Origin of the sequence: Clostridium sp. (assembly GCF_032576335.1) — a bacterium.
Classification (GTDB): domain Bacteria; phylum Bacillota; class Clostridia; order Oscillospirales; family Acutalibacteraceae; genus Faecalispora.
The window spans coordinates 74,345-90,723 of record NZ_JAWFXC010000001.1 but is presented as its reverse complement, the minus strand read 5'-3'; the positions used below and the strand labels follow the sequence as shown (position 1 = coordinate 90,723).

The following is a 16,379-nucleotide window of genomic DNA, read 5'->3' as shown; positions in this document are numbered from 1 at the left end:
GGCGTTCCATCCATTTCTTTCAGATCAGCAAAGCTTTTCCGTCAGATACAATCGTTTTTGTCCCGGCAAATCCGCAAGAGAATACTTGGCGGAAATGGCGGCTGTTTTAAACATGTTTTATGAATCCGGTGCAAAACTCTCTCTCTGCAAGGGAATCATCAATAGTATAAATTGAATTACCGGGCTTGTCAACTAATTCACAGCTAAATAACCTTTTGGAAGGATTATAATACAAGCTTTATCACTTGTTTATAAAAAAGAGTTGCATTCTCTCTAATTTGTTTTTAAAATAGAATTCAATAGTAAAGGAGGTTCATTTATGAACAAGACAAGAATTGCTATCGTAGGATATGGCAATATAGGGAAATACGCACTGGAGGCTGTACTAGCCGCACCAGATATGGAACTGGCCGGAATTGTACGGAGAAGCACTTCAGAGCTTCCCAAAGAGCTGGATGGAATTCCGGTTGTGCAAGAGATGAGCGAACTGGGGAAGGTTGACGTTGCACTGCTTTGTGTACCTACCCGCAGTGTGCAGGAATATGCAACAAAGTATTTAGCGATGGGCATTCACACGGTAGACAGCTTCGATATTCACACCTCTATTCCCAGCCTACACAAGGCATTAAATGAGGCAGCGAAAGAGGGCGGCCGTGTAGCGGTTATTTCTGCCGGGTGGGACCCGGGCAGTGACTCAATAGTGCGTGCGTTAATGCAGGCCTGCGCTCCCAAGGGAATTACCTACACCAATTTTGGCCCCGGTATGAGCATGGGGCATACGGTCGCGGCAAAGGCGATAAAGGGGGTGCAGGGCGCACTTTCAATGACAATACCGCTGGGAACGGGTGTTCACAGACGTATGGTATACGTTCAGCTGGAGGATGGTGCAGAGCTTGCAACGGTTTCTGCCGCAATTAAGAGCGACGATTATTTTGCTCATGATGAAACCCACGTGATTCAAGTACCGGACATCAATGCAGTAATTGATAAAGGGCATGGAGTGAGCATGGAGCGAAAGGGTGTTTCTGGCAAAACGGACAACCAGCGCTTTGAATTCCATATGTCGATTAATAACCCAGCGCTTACCTCCCAGGTTATGGTTGCGTGTGCAAGAGCCGCTATGCGCCAACAGCCCGGTGCATATACCATGATTGAAATTCCGGTAATCGATTTGCTTGCCGGTAGCCGTGAGAGTGCAATTGCCTCTTTGGTTTAAATTGCGATAATTGAATCAAATTATTACAGGGCAGCCGATAAATCGGCTGCCCTGTTCAGCACTATCCCCCCGTTTTACTCATATACTGTTTGTAGAAGTTGATTCATAAAAGGGGGAGAATGTGCTTGGCCGACTATAAAATTTGTGTGTACGCCATCTGTAAAAATGAAGAAAAGTTTGTAGACCGTTGGATGGATTCGGTGAAAGAGGCCGATTTGGTAGTTGTGCTGGATACTGGTTCCACAGACAATACGGTTGAAAAGCTCAAAGAGCGCGGTGCAGTCGTTTACGAAGAAGTGATTCACCCATGGCGCTTTGATGAAGCGCGCAATCGCGCATTGAGCCATGTTCCAGACGATATGGAAATATGCGTCTCCATTGATTTGGATGAAATTCACGAACCGGGGTGGAGAGACATTCTGGAATCGGAATGGAAACCGGAGTATACTCGAGTAACGTACCCATACATTTGGAGTCACCATGACGACGGGAGGCCCGACCAAAAGTATATAAGAGAAAAAATTCACCGCCGGCACGACTTTCACTGGGTAAGACCCGTACATGAGGTCTTACAGTATACCGGAGAGGGTGCGGAAAAAGAATTGTGGATTGAAAAATTGGTTCTTCATCACTACCCGGATGTATCAAAACCCAGAAGCCAATATCTTCCTTTGCTGGAGCTGTCTGTAAAAGAGAATCCGCTGGATGACCGGGCGACGTTCTGGCTAGGGCGAGAATATATGTACTATCAAAAATTTGAATCAGCAATAGAAACACTCAAACAGTATTTAAATATTCCCACCGCAATGTGGAAGGAAGAACGAAGCGCTGCCATGCGCTTTATTGCACAAAGCTATGACTGGCTGCATAATAGCAGTGAAGCAATGGCGTGGCACCTTCGATCGATTGATGAGTGCCCCACGGAACGGGAGCCGTACCTGGCTTTAGCCAAGTTGGCGTACCGGCAGAATAACTGGGCACAGGTTTTTTCAACCGTACAGCTTGCGCTGGCGATTCCAACCAAAAGCACAAGCTATTTAATGGAGCCAGACTGCTGGGGTGCTGATTTTTACGATTTAGGCTCTATTTCTGCCTATTACCTTGGGCTTTATGAAAAAGCGCTGGAATACGGGCAGGAGGCAATCGCCAAGCGTCCGGGGGATGAGCGGTTACAGCTCAATCTGGAATTGTTCCAAAAAAAGGTTCAAGAGCAGGCGCAGAAAGACAGTGAACCGGAACAAGAACAGGTCTAGCGAATGCAGAATTCGGTTGCAGGAATGCCCTTCGTGTGCTATAAAAGAAGAAAAGAATATGGCAGGGCAATAGGAGTGGTATAAAATGAGAGAAATACAGAACGTTACAATTCGTATGATTGATTATTACTCTGGTGACCCAAAACGAATTCAGCATTTTTTAAAGGTGCATCAGTTCGCCAAATTAATCGGGGAATTGGAGCAGCTTGATTCGCAAACACAAGAAATACTTGAGATTGCTGCCTTAGTTCACGACATTGGAATTAAGCGAAGCGAAGAAAAATACAACAGCAGCGCCGGCAAGTACCAAGAGTTGGAAGGCCCGCCGGAAGCCGAAGCGCTTTTACTTCCGCTCGGCTATCCGCAGGCATTTGTCAGCCGGGTTTGCTGGCTTGTGGGCCACCACCATACTTACGATTCCATTGAGCAGTTGGATCATCAAATACTCGTAGAAGCAGATTTTTTGGTAAATGCGTATGAAGATCATTTGAGTGAGGACGCAATACGTAAAGTGCTTACGAAGCTGTTTCGAACAAAGTCTGGCAGCCAATTGCTACGCACGATGTATTTGTGTGGATAAGCACTTGAAAAGAAAAAAGCTGAGGCAGCCATTGGTAAGGCTGCCTCAGCTTTTTAAACACATTATTCTACGGTAATAACAGAAACAGGACACCCTTCCTGCGCTTCAACGGCAGATGCCTCTGCACTCTCAGGAACATCCTCTACATAAACCTCTGCTACGCCATCGTCTCCCATGCGGAATACTTCGGGGCAGGTTTCTGGACATAGACCACAAGAAATACAACCAGATCTATCGAGCATCGCTTTCATAAACAACATCCTTTCTTTTTGTAATCATAAGGAATTATTTCCATTTATGCTGGGTTTCATACCAACTGCCTTCATTTTACAGCTAAGTAATAGAATTTACCAGATGCAACCAATATATTTTATAAATTTGAAAGAATTTATAAAGATTACAAAGAAAAGCTGTCATTTCGCTCAAGAGTGATATAATAAGCATATGGAATAACGAGTCTTAGCAAACATTGATTGGTGGGAGGTTTTGCCGGTGGTAGAAAGAAACAGTGCCGTTCCAGAAAAAGAGAATCCTTCGATTGAAATCTTTGATTATAACGCAGAGGCCTGCAACATTACCTTTTGGGATTTTCGAATAGCACCAATCCTCGATCCTTTAGCAAATATTGAAAAGAACCATGTGCGCTGGGTTAATGTGGATGGCCCATGCGGTGAAGAACTTCTAAAGGAGCTGGGAAGAGTTTTTCACATTCACCCATTGGTGATTCATAATCTTCGTAATCAATTTCAGCGCGCCAAAGTAGAAGAATACGATGGCTTTCTCTCTATTGTAACAAAGATGATTTATTTTTCAGGTGAAGCTTTCATTATAGAGCACACCAATATTTTACTCGGGCATAATTATGTGCTTACCTTTGGAGATACCAAGGGAGATGTGTTCGAGAGCATTCGCAGGCGCATTCAGGTGGATACCCGTGTGCGCTCCATGGGAGCGGATCATTTAGCCTATTTACTGCTCGATGCGATTGTGGATGGCTATTTTGATGTTCTCGAAACCATTGGCAACCAAATTGATGATTTGGAAGACAGCATTATGGAGCGGACAAGTAAACAGCATTTGCTGCAAATCCGCTCCATAAAGAAACACCTTCTGCTGGTTAATCGGCATATCTGGCCTCTTCGCAACGTTGCCTCACTCATGGATAAGGAATCGAGTGAGCTGATTTCCCAAGAATCAGAGCCGTACCTGCGCGATGTATACAATCATATTATTCAGGCCATTGATTCCACTGAAACCTACCGAGACCTGCTCTCTGGCCTAGCTGACCTGCATTACTCCAATATCAGCTTTCGCATGAACGAAATTATGAAGGTTCTCACCATTATCTCTACCATTTTTATTCCGCTTACCTTTATTGTTGGGGTGTATGGAATGAATTTTAAATACATGCCGGAGCTGAGTCAGCCGTGGGGGTACCCCATGGTGTGGGGATTGATGATAGGCATTGTGATTGGTATGCTTCTCTTTTTCAAAAAGAAGAAGTGGTTATAACTGCTGAAGTGCTGCCTATTCATTTTTTAATATTTATTTCTTTATATTTGTAGCAGGTAGCCTTGAAAATTCAAGGCTACCTGCTTTTTAAAACTAGACGATAAGCAAGTTAATCGAATTTCTATAGCCTGAGGATATTATAGTGATGTTGGTTGCATCGTAAGCATAGGCTCGTATTTCATAAGTGGAGGTCGTGGTGGCCGGAGCTACGTCCACATAAGTTTCTGATATTTTATAGAATATAGCTGTCCCATTGGAATTGTTATCAACAGTTCGATCCGATTCATGCCAAGGGGTAAGCTTACTCAATCTTTAAGATTTGAACAGAAGTACCTTCTGGCTGATCACCATATACGTCTAAAGCAGTACCTGTTAGATTCACTTCAAATTGAGAATTCACTGTAGTAACTTGAATAATTCTGTAAGCGGTACACCACACATTATCATTACTAGGGGATCGGCTTCGTACACCACCGCCTCCATGTTTTACTACGGCGCCGTTTAAGGTAAAGTACAAAGAGATGAACTCGTTTGGGATAACAAAACATTCCAGGGTAGCCATAACTTGATAGACTCCAGGTTGAAGAGTGATAACTCCGGTTGTAGTGTTTAGCTGAATATCCGGTGTTGGGCTAGGAACCACAACAGTATCAAAGGGGATAATTGCACCGCCACCTAGGGCGCCGATATTATTAGAAAGGCCAGCCACAAAGTAGTCCGCTGCCGACGTTACACCCGTGGGGCCAGTTGGCCCAGTCGGCCCGGTAGCACCAGTCTCGCCAACACCCGTGGGTCCGGTTGGGCCAGTAGGCCCGGTCGGGCCAGTCTCGCCAACACCTGTAGGTCCGGTCGGCCCAGTAGGCCCGGTAGCGCCAGTCTCGCCAACACCCGTGGGGCCAGTTGGCCCAGTCGGCCCGGTCGGTCCAGTCTCGCCAACACCCGTGGGTCCAGTCGGTCCAGTAGGCCCGGTCGGTCCAGTCTCGCCAACACCTGTGGGACCAGTCGGCCCAGTAGGCCCGGTTGCGCCAGTCTCACCTACACCTGTGGGTCCAGTCGGCCCAGTAGGCCCGGTAGCGCCGGTATCGCCAGTCTCGCCAACACCTGTAGGTCCAGTCGGGCCAGTCGGCCCGGTAGCACCAGTCTCGCCAACGCCCGTGGGACCAGTAGGCCCAGTAGGCCCGGTTGCGCCAGTCTCGCCTACACCTGTGGGTCCAGTTGGTCCAGTAGGCCCGGTCGCGCCAGTCTCGCCTACACCTGTGGGTCCAGTTGGTCCAGTTGGTCCGGTTGCGCCAGTCTCGCCAACACCTGTGGGACCAGTCGGCCCAGTAGGCCCGGTTGCGCCAGTCTCACCTACACCTGTGGGCCCAGTAGGTCCGGTTGCGCCAGTCTCACCTACACCTGTGGGTCCAGTCGGCCCAGTAGGCCCGGTAGCGCCAGTCTCGCCAACACCTGTAGGTCCGGTTGGCCCAGTAGGCCCGGTAGCACCGGTCTCGCCAACACCCGTGGGGCCAGTCGGCCCAGTAGGCCCGGTAGCGCCAGTCTCGCCAACACCTGTGGGTCCAGTCGGCCCAGTAGGCCCGGTAGCGCCAGTCTCGCCAACACCTGTAGGTCCGGTTGGCCCAGTAGGCCCGGTTACGCCAGTCTCGCCTACACCCGTGGGACCAGTCGGCCCAGTAGGCCCGGTAGCGCCAGTCTCGCCAACACCCGTGGGACCAGTCGGTCCAGTAGGCCCAGTTGCGCCAGTCTCGCCTACACCTGTGGGTCCAGTTGGTCCAGTTGGACCCGTTGCGCCAGTGGGACCTGTTGAAGAGTCATCTTCCTTTATTACCACAAGAGTAGCCGACAAAGGGGTGGACGATGAATAGAAAACGGCTGCGTCACTTGCATTTAATAACGATACTGTAGCTGGTGCTACAGTGACTTCTATAATTCCCATTCCGACTACTTCGCTTGTTTTGGCAGGAGAGTTTCCTTCCAAAAAATCTCCCTGAGAAGAGGAAAGTGCGAATACCACTCCGTTTGTGGATCTTGAGGATTGTGTCGCTACCCACCATTCAATCATATATCTTCCGGTTTCAAGAAAGGTAATTATTCCGGCGACAGTGTTGTAGCTGATATTTCCGGCAGAATAGACGATTGATTCGAAGATAACGTTTTCCTGAGCTGCAACGGAACCAGCACTGCTACGTTCAATTTGTAGTGCAATATTACTCATAAACATTCTCCCACATTAAATTTTTATTTAATTTACTATTTGGCTTAATAAAGCAGCGTTTTCCATAATATGTTAAGCTTTTTGTCTTGTCCCATGCGTGTGAGTAAATTTGTTTCTTCAATAATTGTGAGAGTTGCTGAATTGAGGGTTGTATTCGGCAAGCTTATAAATCGCTATTATAGCAAAAAATCCTCTTGCTGATATAGACAGCAGAGAGGATTTTATTTAATAATATGAGAAATAAAATATAATAAACAATAAATCTTGTTGAAACGAATTGGTTTTAACTATAACTAAAATACCGCAATAACATAATGTTATTGCGGTATTGGCGGAGAAAAAGGGATTTGAACCCTTGCGCCGGTTACCCGACCTACTCCCTTAGCAGGGGAGCCCCTTCACCACTTGGGTATTTCTCCAAATTATTTTATTTTAAGGTTTGTCCATAAAAAATGAATGGCGGAGGGGAAGAGATTCGAACTCTTGGTCCCTTGCGGGATCACTAGTTTTCAAGACTAGCTCCTTAAACCACTCGGACACCCCTCCAACACAAGGTGCGAGAGTTATGATACCATAACTTGTATGCTATGTCAATGGATTTTGCACAATTTCTATGCAAAAAGTGCCTGTTTGTGCTCTTTTTGTGATTTTTGGATTCATTCTTTTAATAATTGCCAACGTTCCTTATAATCTGGCAGTATCGATGCCACCAGTGCGTAAAATTCTTTCCCGTGATTTTTATGGCGAATGTGTGCCAGCTCATGAACGACGACATAATCCACTGCTGGCATAGGGTAACGCATCAATCGCCAAGAAAAGCATAGCTTGTTTTTGGGGCTGCAGCTGCCAAAGCGGGTTGTGGCACCTGTAATTTGAATGCCGGTAGGGGTAAGATCCATTTGTTTGGAGTAATATGCGACTCTCTCCGGCAGAATTTCTTTTGCACGCTGCAATAGCTTCTTTTTCTCTTCTGCAGTTGGTTCAGGGTGTTGGAGCGCCCGTTTGCGCTGGCGCTCCATTGCATCTTTTATCCAGTTTTCACGCTGGGCCACAAATTCTTCAATTGCAGCCTTTTTGCAGCGTATTGGAACACGTACAATCACCTGCGCATCACGGGTAACCTCCAGCGAAAGGGTTTTGCGCTTGGAGCGGATTAAGGTATATTCCGGTAGCATGATGCCTTCCTTTCCAGTACGGGTTAGTCGATTAGGTGGTGTGCATACCATTTGTTACCCCTTACACGATGATAGAAGATGATTGCACGAACACCCCACTCAATGATCATGGCAAGGTAAATGCCAATAAGACCAAAGCCAAGCGGAATTGCCAGCAGCCAACCGCTCGCTACGCGCAGAGACCACATACAGATGAGCGCAACAATGGAGCTGAACTTGGCGTCTCCTGCCGCACGGATCGATGCCGGTATAATAAAGCTGGGGGACCATACAAAGGGCATTGCGATTGCCGTTACAATTACAATACGGCGTATCTCTGGTATAATCTGCTCCGGCGGGTTAAAAACCCCAATGAGGCCGGGGAGTAGTGGCTGCACAAGTACCAGCATAAACACATAGCAAAGGCTGGAGAGTAGTAAAAAGGAACGAATGAATTTTTTGGAATCGTCAATCTGCCGCCGCCCCATACACTGGCCAATGATGGTTACGGCTACCTGACTAATGGTATTGCTGGGAATTTGCAAAACCATAATAATCGACCAACAAATCGCATTAGAAGTAATCGCCAAGGTTCCTAGTGCAACAATAAAGGTTTGCGTGAGCAGTTTGCCGCCGTTAAAGAATACCTGTTCTGCGGCAAAGGGGAGGCCGATAAACATAATTTTACGAAGTATATCACGGTTTGGGCGCAAAGCGCCTTTGTAATTAAAATGAAGAGTATCGTCTAAGCGAATCAGGAAGATAAGGGAACAAAGAGCACCGAGTCCACGCGCAATGTTGATAGCAACTGCCATTCCCATGACGCCCCAATGGAAGACGGAAATAAACAGCAGGTTCAGTAGCACGTAAGATACGTTCGTAATCAGAGTGAGTGCCAAGGCGGGGCGGGTACGCCCTACACCACGCAGGCAGCATACACTGCCCTGGTAAATTCCAAACGCAGGGTAAGAAAGAACACTGCCCAGTAGGTAAAGCCGGGCATTCGAAAATACCTCTGCATCGGCACTGCCAAACAACAGCCATAAAACAGGATCACGAAATACAATTAAAATAAGAGCCATGGCGAGCGCCAAAAAAGGTACTGCGGATACCGTTTGTTCCGTAGAGCGTGAAACCATCTCTTTGTTATGGCTCCCCTGATACTGCGCTACAACAACCGTTCCGCCAGTTGCCACTGCAACCAGAACAGTAGTCATGAGCAGGTTAAGGGAGTCCACCATATTTACCGCACTGATGGCGTTTACACCCGCAGTACTAATGAGTGCGGTATTAAAGAAGTTGATACCAAGAATAAATGCTTGCTCTAGAAACACAGGGAGAGCAAGGGCAAGAATCTGCTGGTAGTGAATGCTCTTACCAGAAAGGTATTTTTCTAATAAGTAGATCGTTTTTTGTTTTATTATATAAAGCGTTTTGCTGTGCAACAAAATCACACCAATTCCTTAAAAGCTGTAATGGGTAAAGGTACAATAATATGTACCGGCGAATCAAGGGCTGTTCACCATTGGATTGAGACGCAAAGCGCAAGAAAGTGAAAATAAACGTAGTAATGTGTTATACTATACAACGAAACTTGCGGTTTGTCACGGGATAACAACCCAAAAGAAATAAAAAAATCATTCTATTTTCAGGCACTTTTGCTTTGCATACTAAAGAAAAGGCAATAAAGGTGGGTTTGTTACAGGCTTTGTGTTGGTAGTTACGATAAGGTAGTTTTCGCTTACTTGGTTTTATGCTATAATTAAGCAAAGCTTTCGAAGCCTAAGAGAACATGAAAGCTGTTGATTGGATAACCATCTTGGCGTATGAGATTGCTTAAAGCAAAGCATTTTTGACTATATATAAAATGAAGAGTAAGAATTGCATATTCTTTCTTTTGCAGAAAGGAGTACATCACCATGGATGGAACTCAAAGAAAAAACATAACAGTTGGCGCATGTGTGGATGTGGTTCAAAAGCAAGACCAGCGAACGGGCAAATTAACCCGAGGGCGTGTTTCTCGCTTACTCACCAAAAGCCCAAGCCACCCGCATGGAATAAAAGTAATGCTGGATTCCGGCATTGTAGGCCGAGTACAGCGTGTGTTAGAGGAACAGGAGGAAGCGTAATGGAGGTTTTGTTTGTTTGCTACCCCAAATGCACTACCTGCCAAAAAGCGAAGCGTTGGCTACAGGGGCATGGCATTGTGATACAGGAGCGAAATATAAAAGAGCAAAATCCATCGAAAGAAGAGCTTGCCCAATGGCATCTTGCATCCGGCTTGCCACTGCGTAAATTTTTTAATACCAGCGGGTTGCTTTACCGGGAACAGGAGCTTTCAAAAAAGCTGCCGGAAATGAGTGAAGAAGAGCAGCTAGAGCTGCTTGCAACGGACGGAATGCTCGTTAAGCGGCCAATATTAACGGATGGCAAAACAGTTTTGATTGGTTTTCGTGAGAAAGAATGGGAAACCGTGCTACTAAAATAATAGATAAAGAAAAAGACTCAAAACAGCGGAAATCATCCTCCACTCCTTTTTGAGTCTTTTTACGGTTATATGCTTTTCCATTCGGTGTTTTGCGTGTTACGGGGTTTATGCCGCCCCAGTTGGCGCGCTTTTGCAGGTCAAGCGTTCTTCGCTGTGATTTACTCATTTTCTCCCGTGGTATCATCTTATCCACTTGGCTACACATCCTTTCTGTATACCTTTAGTATAGCACAAAAACAGAGAAAAGTCGCATTCGCATAGTGGTTTTTAGAGTCTGGTAAAATTTGCAGAGATATGTTATACTTTAAGCGAATATAAGAATTATTATTATTTAATTTTTAATAACTGAAAGGGGAACATAGCATGAGAAGAGCAATTCGTAAAACAGTAACTGGCAGCACACAGTACGACGGCGCAGGGGTGCGCTTGGTGCGTGTGATTAGCCGACCGGATGTAGAAGAATTTGATCCTTTTTTGATGTTAGATGCCTTTGATTCAACAGATCCGGCAGATTATGTGAAAGGTTTCCCGTGGCATCCTCATCGTGGAATTGAAACCGTCACTTACCTCATTGAGGGTATCATAGAGCACCAAGACAGTCTCGGCAACCGTGGCAGTATTGATAACGGTTGCTGCCAATGGATGACGGCAGGCAGGGGGATTTTGCACCAGGAGATGCCAAAGGAAAGCCCCCGTATGCTGGGAGTACAGCTTTGGCTCAACCTGCCGGCAAAGGATAAGATGACCGCACCCAAATACCACGACATTCGTGCGGAGCAAGTGCCGGCGATTGAAAGCGAAGAGGGTACAACGCGCGTAATAGCGGGCAGCTACAAGGGAACCAATGGCCCTGGGCAAGGAGAATATGTACCCATGACGATGCTCGACGTTGAGCTAAAGCCCGGCCGCGAGTGGACTTGCACTACACCTGCCAATCATACGGTGTTTTTGTATGTGGTGCGTGGAGCGGGCACGTTTGCGGAAGAAAATGGTGCGGTACTGGAAAAGCATGCGGTGCTTTATGGTAAGGGAGATGAGTTCTCTGTAACGGCGAGTGAACAGGGCGTGCGTTTTCTGGTGTTCAGTGGCCCTGAACTAAAAGAACCCATTGCATGGGGCGGGCCTATCGTTATGAATACGCGCCAAGAATTACAGCAAGCATTTTTGGAGCTGGAGCAAGGCACTTTTGTAAAAGCTTAATAAGTAAAGTTTAGAAACGACGAACCAATTTTGGTTCGTCGTTTCCTTTTAACACTTGGTGCATTTTAATCATTCGCTGCGGAACGGTAAATTAAATAACGTCTTTCAGTTTTGCCGAATAATGTTCCATCGCCTGCGATAAAAATACGGACAGCCCTTCGCCGAAGCGGTCAATGCTTTCTGTAAATCGGGTATCATTCACATAAAGTTGGCTAAGCCCTGCAAAAGCCTCCGGTGAGTAGTGATAGCCAAAATTATCGTTTAGAAAACGATAATACACTTCCATCTGTTCCGCTACTTCGGGTGAGTCTGCCGGTAAATGGCGAACCTCAGCAAGAGTGCGGAAAATATCGTTCATTTGCTCCGAAAGTGCATTTTGTCCTTCTTTGCCTAAGGCGGCAATCGTTTGGCTGCTTTTTTCAACAGCCTCTTCGCCCCATCGGCGTTTGGCTTCCTCTTTATAGGGGTTCTTTGAAAGGTCAAAGCCCTCAAATTTTTCTTTTGGTGTCATGGTGAGTTCTCCTTTCCATGTTTGCTGTGTTTTGAGTAGGGTATTGAGCATGGTGTCAATCCGTTGGCGCTCGTGCATTAAATACTCTTTTTGAATTTGAAATGCCTGATCTTGGTCAAATTCTGGGTTTTTGAGCATTTCTTGGATGACAGAGAGGGGAAATCCGCATTCCTTGAAGAATAAAATTTGCTGCAGTCGGTTTAAATCTTCTTCGGAATACTCTCGGTACCCGTTTTCGCTATTTCTATTTGGGATTAATAGGCCGATTTTATCATAGTGGTGCAGCGTGCGCACGCTCAGGCCAGTTAGGCTAGCAACCTCGTTGATATTCATTTTAAATTTCTCCCCTCAAAAAGTATCTTAAGCTATGACGCCGCGTCAGGGTCAATACCTAAATTAAAATTATTTCAAACACTGAAAAAAATAAAAACGGAGTAACTCTTAATAAATAGAGTACCCCGTTTTGTTATTAATTTAAAGTAAATAAGAGAGCGAATATTAGGCTCTGGTATCCAATCGGTTGCCGGTGCGTTCTATGCCGGTTGGCAAGGATGGCGAAAAACGAATGCCTGAGATCTCTCGGTAATATTTATCTTCTGCGGAGTTCAGTCGGTTTAGAAAACTGCTGCTCATCATTTGTTCCTGCGGTGTAGCTGTCCAAGTCCATCCATTCGGATTATGGCTCATCACCGTTTGACCGAGTGGACTGCATTTTAAATCAAAGGTATCCGGCTGTAAATCAGACCCGGTTACTACCATTGTGCCGGAACTGAGAGAAACGCTGTAATGGCCATCTTTGGTCAGGTCTTCCATATGCTCCTTTTGATTCAGAAAATCAATGATATTTTGCGGCTCGTTGCCGTTTTCATTGGATTCTGTGCCCAGTTTGCTAAAGTATTGCTGCGCTTGAGTTGCCAAAGCAGCTCGATCTGGCGATACGGCAGAGATATACTGTGCTCTTGCATTTTCAGCAACAGACCATAGCTGGTTATATTTACTGTTGTCTTGTTGATAATGTGCTTCTGCTAGTAATTTTGCCAGATTGTCAATAATAGAATCAAACTCAGTGTCGGATGGCCGTTCCATTTCTTTATGAGGGGTCGTATTCCAATTGGGAACAACTAGTTTAATTCCCGTATTGGAATTCCTCTTTTGTAGTTGAGGGGACTCACTCACTCCTAACGTATACATTACGTAACCTCCAGCTTGTTTGATTCTTACATACTCATGTCTTATATCGACTGAGTTGAAGAATACTTAATATACAAATGCTTTTTCTTTCAAGATACTTCAAGATACAAAAAAGGATGCTGTATATAACAGCATCCTTTTATATTTTAGAATATTACGAAGATTATTTGGAAGGAACCACGGCACCTGCGTAGGTGTCTTCAATATACTTTTTAATGTCATCGCTCTTCAGCACTTCAATAAGAGCCTTAATTTCGGGCTTGCTTTGGTCGCCGTCACGCACTGCAATTACATTTACATAAGCAGTAGCGGCCAAAGAGGCATCAGATTCAGTTGCAAGCGCGTCAGCAACCTTCAGGCCGCCTGCAATGGCGTAGTTACCATTAATAACGGCAAGGTCAACATCAGGCAGAGAACGGGCGGTTTGTGCCGCTTCAATTTCCTGAATTTTCAGGTTCTTTTTATTTTCAACAATATCGTTTTTAGTCGCGGTAATTCCAATATCCTTCTTCAGCTTAATCAGACCCTGATCTTGCAGAAGTAGGAGTGCACGAGCTTCATTTGTGGTATCGTTAGGAACGGCAATGGTTGCGCCGTCTTTCAAGTCGGCCAAGGCTTTGGTTTTGCCTGCATAAATGCCGAATGGCTCGTAGTGAATGTCACCAGCAGAAACAAGGTGTGTGCCCTTTTCCTTGTTAAAATCATTGAGGTAGGTAATATGCTGGAAGTAGTTTGCATCCAACTCCTTGTTTTCAAGTGCAAGGTTGGGCTGTACATAATCGTTGAATTCTTGAATGTTCAGTTGGTAGCCCTTTGCTTTGAGAAGCTCGTTTGCTTTCTTCAAAATATCTGCATGAGGCGTGGGGGAGGCACCAATTTTAATGGTTTTCAGCTCTGCTGCTGAACTAGAGCCGGGTGCTGCCGCACTGCTGTTAGAAGAACCATTGGAGCAGCCTGCCAAAGCAGAAACAGAAAGGGCTGCCACTAATAGTACTGAAAGAATTTTTTTCATAATCAATATACCTCCATACGTTTCGTATCTGTTTTAGAATTTGCGCTTGTCACTTCTACTGGCGAAGCGCATGCCAATTTCTTGAAAAATTTGTACAAGTACAACCAGCAGAGCAACGGTAATTAGCATAATGTCTGTTTGATAGCGGTAGTAGCCGTAATTCACCGCAATGGCTCCGAGACCGCCGCCGCCTACAAAGCCTGCGATTGCCGAATACCCCAAAATGGTAGCGAATGCAATGGTTGCACCGTTAATTAAAGAGGGGAAAGCCTCTGGTATAAGCACCTTCTTAATAATTTGCCAGTTTGAGGCACCCATGGAGTGAGCCGCCTCAATGACTCCTTTATCAACCTCCATTAAAGAGGATTCCACCATTCGAGCGATAAAGGGAGCCGCCGAAAAGGTTAATGGAACAATAGCCGCTGTGGAACCAAGCGAGGTACCCACAATAGCACGTGTTACCGGAATAATCATAACCATTAAAATCAGGAACGGAATGGAACGTGTAATGTTTACAATAATGTCTAAGATCTTATAAACCGGTGCATTGGGGCGAATGCCATCTTTTGCGCTTATTACAAGCAGTATGCCAAGCGGCAAACCAATGATGTAACTGAATATGGCAGAGAAAAGCGTCATATACAGCGATTCACCAACGCCAACCAACAGCATTTGAACAGTTGCATTATCCAACATGGCCGGTCACCTCCTCAACAGTTAGCCCACGTCGTTGCAGGTAACGCAGCATATTCTCCCGCAGGGATTCTTGCTGGGGTACCTGAATTACAATCTGACCAAACGCTTTCCCATCAATATTTTTCGTATCTGCATAAATGATATTCACGGGAATTTTAAATTCCAGCACCATGTCTGCGATTACGGGCTCAAAAGAGGAGTTGCCGTCAAATACAATGCGGTAGCTGGTGGAAGAGGCGTCTTGTGCCGAAAAGGGTTCGCTCTTGCGGCCATCCGGATAAACAAGCTTTTGTGCTGCCGCTGTTTTGGGGTGGAAGAAGATTTCTTCTACGCTGCCAACCTCGGCAATATGGCTTTTGTCAATAATTGCAACGCGGTTGCAAATTTGTTCAATAACGCTCATTTCATGCGTGATGATGATAATGGTAATCCCCAGCCGCTGGTTAATGTCTTTCAGCAAAGCCAAAATGGATGCGGTAGTAGTGGGGTCGAGAGCGCTGGTGGCTTCATCGCAAAGTAAAACCTTAGGGTTTGATGCCAAAGCCCGGGCAATGGCGACTCTTTGCTTTTGTCCGCCAGAAAGCTGAGAGGGGTACGATTTTGCACGGTCTGAAAGCCCTACCAGCTCCAGAAGCTCTGTTGCTCGTTTTTTTGCCGTTGCTTTGTCTACTCCTGAAATTTCAAGCGGGAAGCAGATGTTATCTTCTGCATTGCGCTGCATCAGAAGGTTAAATTGCTGAAAAATCATCCCCATAGACCGGCGTACCGTTCGAAGCTGCGTATCGTTTAACATGGCAATGTTGTTACCTTCAAACAAAACGCGGCCGGCTGTTGGGCGCTCCAATAGGTTTATGCACCGTACCAAAGTGCTTTTTCCGGCGCCGCTCATACCAATAATACCGAAAATATCCCCTTGCTGAATTTCTAAATTAATATCTTTTAAGGCGTGAACAGTGCCGCTTTTTGTTTGGAATGTCTTTTCCAAATCTTGAATCTCAATCAAGTTTTGAGATGCCACAAGATTCCCTCCTTTTCTACAATAACCCTAATAGTATATACCAAAATGCGCAGTTAGTAAATGGGGAGCATCGCGGTTAAAACAGGGTTTTGGAAAAAGAATTCTCTTTGCAGCTCAAATGTAAGTTTTGCGCTTGCAAGCGTTCTAAAATGCTCATCATCACAGCAAAAGTGCGCGTATTTTCCTGTGTGGCCGCCAAGCATTTTACAAACCTTGCAGGCAGTGCTTTTTGTTTTACTTTTGTTTTGTTGGGGATTATATTTATTATAGGAACCGTTTCTTTAAATGTCAATGAAAAAGTCATATAAGACATATAGGGTTTATCTATTTAAT

At 45.5% G+C, this 16,379-nt stretch carries 17 protein-coding genes and 2 tRNA genes; 7 read left to right on the top strand and 12 right to left on the bottom strand.

From position 1 onward, the window contains the following. The first annotated feature begins 319 nt into the window (after positions 1 to 319). From E7L17_RS00395 to E7L17_RS00385, 3 genes are all read left to right on the top strand, one after another. The gene (locus tag E7L17_RS00395; protein ID WP_316321298.1) at positions 320 to 1,216 is read left to right on the top strand and encodes a diaminopimelate dehydrogenase; all 897 of its coding nucleotides are present in this window, start codon (positions 320 to 322) and stop codon (positions 1,214 to 1,216) included. A gap of 125 nt (positions 1,217 to 1,341) precedes the next feature. Beyond that, positions 1,342 to 2,469: a glycosyltransferase gene (locus E7L17_RS00390; RefSeq protein ID WP_316321297.1), complete on the top strand. Its 1,128-nt coding sequence runs from the start codon at positions 1,342 to 1,344 to the stop codon at positions 2,467 to 2,469. A gap of 85 nt (positions 2,470 to 2,554) precedes the next feature. Continuing rightward, positions 2,555 to 3,049: an HD domain-containing protein gene (locus E7L17_RS00385; RefSeq protein ID WP_316321296.1), complete on the top strand. Its 495-nt coding sequence runs from the start codon at positions 2,555 to 2,557 to the stop codon at positions 3,047 to 3,049. A 62-nt stretch (positions 3,050 to 3,111) separates the two neighbouring features. On the opposite strand, the gene E7L17_RS00380 is transcribed toward E7L17_RS00385, so the two are convergent. Beyond that, a complete protein-coding gene (locus E7L17_RS00380; protein WP_085832232.1) occupies positions 3,112 to 3,300 on the bottom strand; it encodes a ferredoxin in 189 nt (62 codons plus the stop codon). Positions 3,301 to 3,541: 241 nt separating this feature from the next. Here E7L17_RS00380 and corA point away from each other — a divergent pair, with 241 nt between their 5' ends. Then, on the top strand, positions 3,542 to 4,561 hold the full coding sequence (gene corA / locus E7L17_RS00375) for a magnesium/cobalt transporter CorA (RefSeq protein WP_316321295.1): 1,020 nt from the start codon (positions 3,542 to 3,544) through the stop codon (positions 4,559 to 4,561). 301 nt (positions 4,562 to 4,862) lie between these two features. Here corA and E7L17_RS00370 read toward each other — a convergent pair whose 3' ends face one another. The 5 genes from E7L17_RS00370 to E7L17_RS00350 all read right to left on the bottom strand — a co-directional run bounded on the left by E7L17_RS00370 (position 4,863) and on the right by E7L17_RS00350 (position 9,384). Further along, the gene (locus tag E7L17_RS00370; RefSeq protein ID WP_316321294.1) at positions 4,863 to 6,776 is read right to left on the bottom strand and encodes a hypothetical protein; all 1,914 of its coding nucleotides are present in this window, start codon (positions 6,774 to 6,776) and stop codon (positions 4,863 to 4,865) included. Between the two features lie 329 nt (positions 6,777 to 7,105). Then, positions 7,106 to 7,195, bottom strand: a tRNA-Ser gene (locus E7L17_RS00365). A 38-nt stretch (positions 7,196 to 7,233) separates the two neighbouring features. After that, positions 7,234 to 7,322, bottom strand: a tRNA-Ser gene (locus tag E7L17_RS00360). A 110-nt stretch (positions 7,323 to 7,432) separates the two neighbouring features. Continuing rightward, positions 7,433 to 8,002, bottom strand: a complete 570-nt coding sequence (locus tag E7L17_RS00355) for a SprT family zinc-dependent metalloprotease (RefSeq protein ID WP_316321293.1) — start codon at positions 8,000 to 8,002, stop codon at positions 7,433 to 7,435. Next, on the bottom strand, positions 7,975 to 9,384 hold the full coding sequence (locus E7L17_RS00350; RefSeq protein ID WP_316321292.1) for an MATE family efflux transporter: 1,410 nt from the start codon (positions 9,382 to 9,384) through the stop codon (positions 7,975 to 7,977). The genes E7L17_RS00355 and E7L17_RS00350 overlap by 28 nt, the downstream gene beginning before the upstream one ends. Before the next feature lie 465 nt (positions 9,385 to 9,849). Here E7L17_RS00350 and E7L17_RS00345 point away from each other — a divergent pair, with 465 nt between their 5' ends. The 3 genes from E7L17_RS00345 to E7L17_RS00335 all read left to right on the top strand — a co-directional run bounded on the left by E7L17_RS00345 (position 9,850) and on the right by E7L17_RS00335 (position 11,618). Beyond that, positions 9,850 to 10,059, top strand: coding sequence for a YwbE family protein (locus E7L17_RS00345; RefSeq protein ID WP_316321291.1), 210 nt, complete (start codon positions 9,850 to 9,852; stop codon positions 10,057 to 10,059). Beyond that, positions 10,059 to 10,418, top strand: coding sequence for an arsenate reductase family protein (locus E7L17_RS00340; RefSeq protein ID WP_316321290.1), 360 nt, complete (start codon positions 10,059 to 10,061; stop codon positions 10,416 to 10,418). Before E7L17_RS00345 ends, E7L17_RS00340 begins: the two co-directional genes overlap by 1 nt. A 363-nt stretch (positions 10,419 to 10,781) precedes the next feature. Next, positions 10,782 to 11,618 carry a pirin family protein gene (locus E7L17_RS00335; protein ID WP_316321289.1) on the top strand — a complete coding sequence of 279 codons (837 nt, stop codon included), beginning with the start codon at positions 10,782 to 10,784 and terminating at the stop codon, positions 11,616 to 11,618. Positions 11,619 to 11,709: 91 nt separating this feature from the next. Here the strand turns inward: E7L17_RS00335 and E7L17_RS00330 are convergent, their stop codons facing one another. The 6 genes from E7L17_RS00330 to E7L17_RS00305 all read right to left on the bottom strand — a co-directional run bounded on the left by E7L17_RS00330 (position 11,710) and on the right by E7L17_RS00305 (position 16,359). Next, the gene (locus E7L17_RS00330; protein WP_316321288.1) at positions 11,710 to 12,462 is read right to left on the bottom strand and encodes a MerR family transcriptional regulator; all 753 of its coding nucleotides are present in this window, start codon (positions 12,460 to 12,462) and stop codon (positions 11,710 to 11,712) included. 165 nt (positions 12,463 to 12,627) lie between these two features. Then, a complete protein-coding gene (locus tag E7L17_RS00325) occupies positions 12,628 to 13,320 on the bottom strand; it encodes a hypothetical protein (RefSeq protein ID WP_316321287.1) in 693 nt (230 codons plus the stop codon). A gap of 163 nt (positions 13,321 to 13,483) precedes the next feature. Next, positions 13,484 to 14,332, bottom strand: a complete 849-nt coding sequence (locus tag E7L17_RS00320) for a MetQ/NlpA family ABC transporter substrate-binding protein (protein WP_316321286.1) — start codon at positions 14,330 to 14,332, stop codon at positions 13,484 to 13,486. Between the two features lie 33 nt (positions 14,333 to 14,365). Beyond that, entirely contained in the window at positions 14,366 to 15,028 is a 663-nt protein-coding gene (locus E7L17_RS00315; protein ID WP_316321285.1) for a methionine ABC transporter permease, read from the bottom strand. After that, positions 15,018 to 16,046, bottom strand: a complete 1,029-nt coding sequence (locus tag E7L17_RS00310; protein WP_316321284.1) for a methionine ABC transporter ATP-binding protein — start codon at positions 16,044 to 16,046, stop codon at positions 15,018 to 15,020. Before E7L17_RS00310 ends, E7L17_RS00315 begins: the two co-directional genes overlap by 11 nt. Before the next feature lie 76 nt (positions 16,047 to 16,122). Next, entirely contained in the window at positions 16,123 to 16,359 is a 237-nt protein-coding gene (locus E7L17_RS00305; protein ID WP_316321283.1) for a hypothetical protein, read from the bottom strand. Positions 16,360 to 16,379 lie beyond the last annotated feature (20 nt).

Bases quoted from the DNA above. Each gene is read 5' to 3' on its own strand.
- E7L17_RS00330 (WP_316321288.1), bottom strand. From the start codon at position 12,462: ATGAATATCAACGAGGTTGCTAGCCTAACTGGCCTGAGCGTGCGCACG.
- E7L17_RS00355 (WP_316321293.1), bottom strand. From the start codon at position 8,002: ATGGTATGCACACCACCTAATCGACTAACCCGTACTGGAAAGGAAGGC.
- E7L17_RS00325 (WP_316321287.1), bottom strand. From the start codon at position 13,320: ATGTATACGTTAGGAGTGAGTGAGTCCCCTCAACTACAAAAGAGGAAT.
- E7L17_RS00380 (WP_085832232.1), bottom strand. From the start codon at position 3,300: ATGAAAGCGATGCTCGATAGATCTGGTTGTATTTCTTGTGGTCTATGT.
- E7L17_RS00305 (WP_316321283.1), bottom strand. From the start codon at position 16,359: ATGTCTTATATGACTTTTTCATTGACATTTAAAGAAACGGTTCCTATA.
- E7L17_RS00320 (WP_316321286.1), bottom strand. From the start codon at position 14,332: ATGAAAAAAATTCTTTCAGTACTATTAGTGGCAGCCCTTTCTGTTTCT.
- E7L17_RS00370 (WP_316321294.1), bottom strand. From the start codon at position 6,776: ATGAGTAATATTGCACTACAAATTGAACGTAGCAGTGCTGGTTCCGTT.
- E7L17_RS00315 (WP_316321285.1), bottom strand. From the start codon at position 15,028: ATGTTGGATAATGCAACTGTTCAAATGCTGTTGGTTGGCGTTGGTGAA.
- E7L17_RS00345 (WP_316321291.1), top strand. From the start codon at position 9,850: ATGGATGGAACTCAAAGAAAAAACATAACAGTTGGCGCATGTGTGGAT.
- E7L17_RS00385 (WP_316321296.1), top strand. From the start codon at position 2,555: ATGAGAGAAATACAGAACGTTACAATTCGTATGATTGATTATTACTCT.
- E7L17_RS00395 (WP_316321298.1), top strand. From the start codon at position 320: ATGAACAAGACAAGAATTGCTATCGTAGGATATGGCAATATAGGGAAA.
- E7L17_RS00340 (WP_316321290.1), top strand. From the start codon at position 10,059: ATGGAGGTTTTGTTTGTTTGCTACCCCAAATGCACTACCTGCCAAAAA.
- E7L17_RS00335 (WP_316321289.1), top strand. From the start codon at position 10,782: ATGAGAAGAGCAATTCGTAAAACAGTAACTGGCAGCACACAGTACGAC.